We start from the raw sequence: 5,729 nt of genomic DNA, 5'->3' as shown, positions 1-5,729 counted from the left end.
TCCGGCGGTGACCTACTCTCCCACACCCTCCCGGGTGCAGTACCATCGGCGCTGTGGGTCTTAGCTTCCGGGTTCGGAATGGGACCGGGCGTTTCCCCCACGCTATGACCGCCGTAACCCTGTTACCCGCTCCCCTGGTCGTGCCGCCCGTGGTGGGGTGGCTTTTCCTGGGGTGGGAAGTCTTTGGTTACAACTCTGCTTTTTAGGGCAGTGTGGTGTTGTATTCAATTATGGTTTGGTTCCGTGCAACACAACGTGACCCGTGGTGGGTTTGTTGGTTGGGAACCACATAGTGGACGCAAGCAGTCTTGTTCTTCATACCCACCCCCGTGGGGGTGGTGTGTGGTGTAAGTTATCGGCCTATTAGTACCGGTCAGCTTCACGAGTCTTTAGTCCTCGCTTCCACATCCGGCCTATCAACCCAGTGGTCTGGCTGGGGGCCTCTCACACACAAGGTGTATGGAAATCTCATCTTGAAGCGAGCTTCCCGCTTAGATGCTTTCAGCGGTTATCCCATCCGAACGTAGCTAATCAGCGGTGCACTTGGCAGTACAACTGACACACCAGAGGTTCGTCCGTCCCGGTCCTCTCGTACTAAGGACAGCCCTTCTCAAATTTCCTGCGCGCGCAGCGGATAGGGACCGAACTGTCTCACGACGTTCTAAACCCAGCTCGCGTACCGCTTTAATGGGCGAACAGCCCAACCCTTGGGACCTACTCCAGCCCCAGGATGCGACGAGCCGACATCGAGGTGCCAAACCATGCCGTCGATATGGACTCTTGGGCAAGATCAGCCTGTTATCCCCGAGGTACCTTTTATCCGTTGAGCGACGGCCATTCCACAATGTACCGCCGGATCACTAGTCCCGACTTTCGTCCCTGCTCGAGATGTCTCTCTCACAGTCAAGCTCCCTTGTGCACTTACACTCGACACCTGATTGCCAACCAGGCTGAGGGAACCTTTGGGCGCCTCCGTTACTTTTTAGGAGGCAACCGCCCCAGTTAAACTACCCATCAGGCACTGTCCCTGACCCGGATTACGGGCCGAAGTTAGATGTCCAAAGTGACCAGAGTGGTATTTCAACGATGACTCCACCCGAACTGGCGTCCGGGCTTCAACGTCTCCCACCTATCCTACACAAGCCACTCCGAACACCAATACCAAACTATAGTAAAGGTCTCGGGGTCTTTCCGTCCTGCTGCGCGTAACGAGCATCTTTACTCGTACTGCAATTTCGCCGAGTTTATGGTTGAGACAGCGGGGAAGTCGTTACTCCATTCGTGCAGGTCGGAACTTACCCGACAAGGAATTTCGCTACCTTAGGATGGTTATAGTTACCACCGCCGTTTACTGGGGCTTAAATTCTCAGCTTCGCCTTGCGGCTAACCGGTCCTCTTAACCTTCCAGCACCGGGCAGGAGTCAGTCCGTATACATCGTCTTGCGACTTCGCACGGACCTGTGTTTTTAGTAAACAGTCGCTTCCCCCTGGTCTCTGCGGCCCCGCCACGCTCCGGACAGCTAGTGTCCATCACGATAGGGGCCCCCCTTCTCCCGAAGTTACGGGGGCATTTTGCCGAGTTCCTTAACCATAATTCTCTCGATCGCCTTAGTATTCTCTACCTGATCACCTGTGTCGGTTTGGGGTACGGGCGGCTAAAACCTCGCGTCGATGCTTTTCTCGGCAGCATAGGATCACCGGATCCCCCCATACGGGGGTCCCATCGGGTCTCAGGCATCATGAACAGCGGATTTGCCTACCGTTCGCCCTACATCCTTAGACCGGGGCAACCATCGCCCGGCCCGGCTACCTTCCTGCGTCACACCTGTTAATACGCTTGCCTCCCAGGTTTCGGTCCCGCGCTCCACCAAAACCCTTCACCCACAAGGGGTGTCGGGCAGGTCTCGGGCGGTTAGTATCCCCTGTTCAACATGGGCGGTTTTTCGCCGGTACGGGAATATCAACCCGTTGTCCATCGACTACGCCTGTCGGCCTCGCCTTAGGTCCCGACTTACCCAGGGCAGATTAGCTTGACCCTGGAACCCTTGATCATTCGGCGGACGGGTTTCTCACCCGTCTTTCGCTACTCATGCCTGCATTCTCACTCGTGTAGGCTCCACCGCTGGTTTACACCGCGACTTCACTGCCCACACGACGCTCCCCTACCCATCCAGACGCCTGAACCACAAGGGCTTAGCAAAAATCTGAATGCCACAACTTCGGCGGTGTACTTGAGCCCCGCTACATTGTCGGCGCGGAATCACTTGACCAGTGAGCTATTACGCACTCTTTTAAGGATGGCTGCTTCTAAGCCAACCTCCTGGTTGTCTTCGCAACTCCACATCCTTTCCCACTTAGCACACGCTTAGGGGCCTTAGTTGGTGGTCTGGGCTGTTTCCCTCTCGACTATGAAGCTTATCCCCCACAGTCTCACTGCTGCGCTCTCACTTACCGGCATTCGGAGTTTGGCTGACGTCAGTAACCTTGTAGGGCCCATTAGCCATCCAGTAGCTCTACCTCCGATAAGAAACACGCAACGCTGCACCTAAATGCATTTCGGGGAGAACCAGCTATCACGAAGTTTGATTGGCCTTTCACCCCTACCCACAGCTCATCCCCTCCATTTTCAACTGAAGTGGGTTCGGTCCTCCACGACGTCTTACCGTCGCTTCAACCTGGCCATGGGTAGATCACTTCGCTTCGGGTCTAGATCACGCCACTGCAACGCCCTATTCAGACTCGCTTTCGCTACGGCTTCCCCACACGGGTTAACCTCGCGACGTAACACTAACTCGCAGGCTCATTCTTCAAAAGGCACGCCGTCACAACTACAAGGCTGCTCCGACGGATTGTAAGCACACGGTTTCAGGTACTGTTTCACTCCCCTCCCGGGGTACTTTTCACCTTTCCCTCACGGTACTGGTCCGCTATCGGTCATTAGGGAGTATTTAGGCTTATCAGGTGGTCCTGACAGATTCGCACGGGATTTCTCGGGCCCCGTGCTACTTGGGATACTCTCCAGGCGGCGTGCAAACATTTCGGTTACGGGGCTCACACCCTCTCTGGCCGGCCTTTCAAGACCGTTCACCTATGCCCACGCTCTCACCCCACTGTCCCGGCAGAGACAGAACGGAAAGTCCCACAACCCCGACCATGCAACGCCCGCCGGCTATCACACATGGAACGGTTTAGCCTGATCCGCGTTCGCTCGCCACTACTAACGGAATCACTATTGTTTTCTCTTCCTGCGGGTACTGAGATGTTTCACTTCCCCGCGTTCCCTCCACGCACCCTATGTGTTCAGATGCGGGTCACCAGGCAACTCGCGCCCCTGGCGGGGTTTCCCCATTCGGACACCCTGGGATCACAGTCCGGTTATCGACTCCCCCAGGCTTATCGCAGATTCCTACGTCCTTCTTCGGCTCCTAATGCCAAGGCATCCACCGTGTGCTCTTAAAAACTTGACCACAAAAGATCAAGGAGTAATTTCGAGAGAACCACAGAAACCAACCACACCACAACAACACCACCCAAAGGCAGTACCATCGAGCGCAGCCAGATCCAGGTTCATATTCTTGGAAATTGCTTCTTATAAAAGATGCTCGCGTCCACTATGTAGTTCTCAAACAACAACCCCGTACCACACACCCCACACACCAACCCCTTGCCAACAGCAAGAAGGTCAACAGCGTCCAGGGCGTCGCAGCCAGGAAACCAGAAACACACAAAACCCACACCCCGCACCCACCCCCCACAAAAAAGGGACAGACACGAACCATGGTCCTGTTGTCTCAGGACCCAACAGTGTGCCAAACACTACCCACCAGAACCCCCACCACAGCGTTCCAGGACCCCCTCAAGAGAGGATCCGTACTAACCACCGGTGAAAAACCCGACAGGCACCTATTCATTGATATTCCACCCATGAGCACCCGCCGCAGAACAATCGTCTGCGCAACGGGCCTACTCCTGACAACACCACCACACAAACACTGTGGCTTGGCGGGGTTGTTGTAGGCGCTCCTTAGAAAGGAGGTGATCCAGCCGCACCTTCCGGTACGGCTACCTTGTTACGACTTAGTCCCAATCGCCAGTCCCACCTTCGACAGCTCCCTCCCACAAGGGGTTAGGCCACCGGCTTCGGGTGTTACCAACTTTCGTGACTTGACGGGCGGTGTGTACAAGGCCCGGGAACGTATTCACCGCAGCGTTGCTGATCTGCGATTACTAGCGACTCCGACTTCATGGGGTCGAGTTGCAGACCCCAATCCGAACTGAGACCGGCTTTTTGGGATTAGCTCCACCTCACAGTATCGCAACCCTTTGTACCGGCCATTGTAGCATGCGTGAAGCCCAAGACATAAGGGGCATGATGATTTGACGTCGTCCCCACCTTCCTCCGAGTTGACCCCGGCAGTCTCCCATGAGTCCCCGCCATAACGCGCTGGCAACATGGAACGAGGGTTGCGCTCGTTGCGGGACTTAACCCAACATCTCACGACACGAGCTGACGACAACCATGCACCACCTGTAAACCGGCCACAAGTGGGGGACCTGTTTCCAGGTCTTACCGGTTCATGTCAAGCCTTGGTAAGGTTCTTCGCGTTGCATCGAATTAATCCGCATGCTCCGCCGCTTGTGCGGGCCCCCGTCAATTCCTTTGAGTTTTAGCCTTGCGGCCGTACTCCCCAGGCGGGGCACTTAATGCGTTAGCTACGGCGCGGAAAACGTGGAATGTCCCCCACACCTAGTGCCCAACGTTTACGGCATGGACTACCAGGGTATCTAATCCTGTTCGCTCCCCATGCTTTCGCTCCTCAGCGTCAGTTAATGCCCAGAGACCTGCCTTCGCCATCGGTGTTCCTCCTGATATCTGCGCATTTCACCGCTACACCAGGAATTCCAGTCTCCCCTACATCACTCTAGTCTGCCCGTACCCACCGCAGATCCGGAGTTGAGCCCCGGACTTTCACGGCAGACGCGACAAACCGCCTACGAGCTCTTTACGCCCAATAATTCCGGATAACGCTTGCGCCCTACGTATTACCGCGGCTGCTGGCACGTAGTTAGCCGGCGCTTCTTCTGCAGGTACCGTCACTTTCGCTTCTTCCCTACTGAAAGAGGTTTACAACCCGAAGGCCGTCATCCCTCACGCGGCGTCGCTGCATCAGGCTTCCGCCCATTGTGCAATATTCCCCACTGCTGCCTCCCGTAGGAGTCTGGGCCGTGTCTCAGTCCCAGTGTGGCCGGTCACCCTCTCAGGCCGGCTACCCGTCGTCGCCTTGGTGAGCCATTACCTCACCAACAAGCTGATAGGCCGCGAGTCCATCCAAAACCACAAAAGCTTTCCACCCCCCACCATGCGATGAGGAGTCATATCCGGTATTAGACCCAGTTTCCCAGGCTTATCCCAGAGTTAAGGGCAGGTTACTCACGTGTTACTCACCCGTTCGCCACTAATCCACCAGCAAGCTGGCTTCATCGTTCGACTTGCATGTGTTAAGCACGCCGCCAGCGTTCATCCTGAGCCAGGATCAAACTCTCCGTTGAAAACAAACAGACACAACCAACAACCCCGGGAAAACGGGATACGAAGGCTGCACAAAATTTGAAACCAGCTAAAACACCAAACCACACCACAGGGGCGGCACGATTCGGCAATTTCAACCAATCAATAAAACAATCGGTATCAACAAACTTGGCACACTATTGAGTTCTCAAACAACAGA

General features: G+C 55.5%; 3 rRNA genes. All 3 read right to left on the bottom strand.

Going from position 1 to position 5,729, the window contains the following annotated elements:
- A 5S ribosomal RNA gene (gene rrf, locus AB0305_RS22425) occupies window positions 1–116 on the bottom strand; the annotation flags it as partial.
- 226 nt (window positions 117–342) lie between these two features.
- A 23S ribosomal RNA gene (locus tag AB0305_RS22420) occupies window positions 343–3,467 on the bottom strand.
- 561 nt (window positions 3,468–4,028) lie between these two features.
- Window positions 4,029–5,550 (bottom strand): 16S ribosomal RNA (locus tag AB0305_RS22415).
- Window positions 5,551–5,729 lie beyond the last annotated feature (179 nt).

It is taken from the genome of Arthrobacter sp. NPDC080086 (assembly GCF_040702285.1).
The sequence above is the reverse complement of the archived record's forward strand: the minus strand, read 5'-3'. Positions and strand labels throughout refer to the sequence as shown.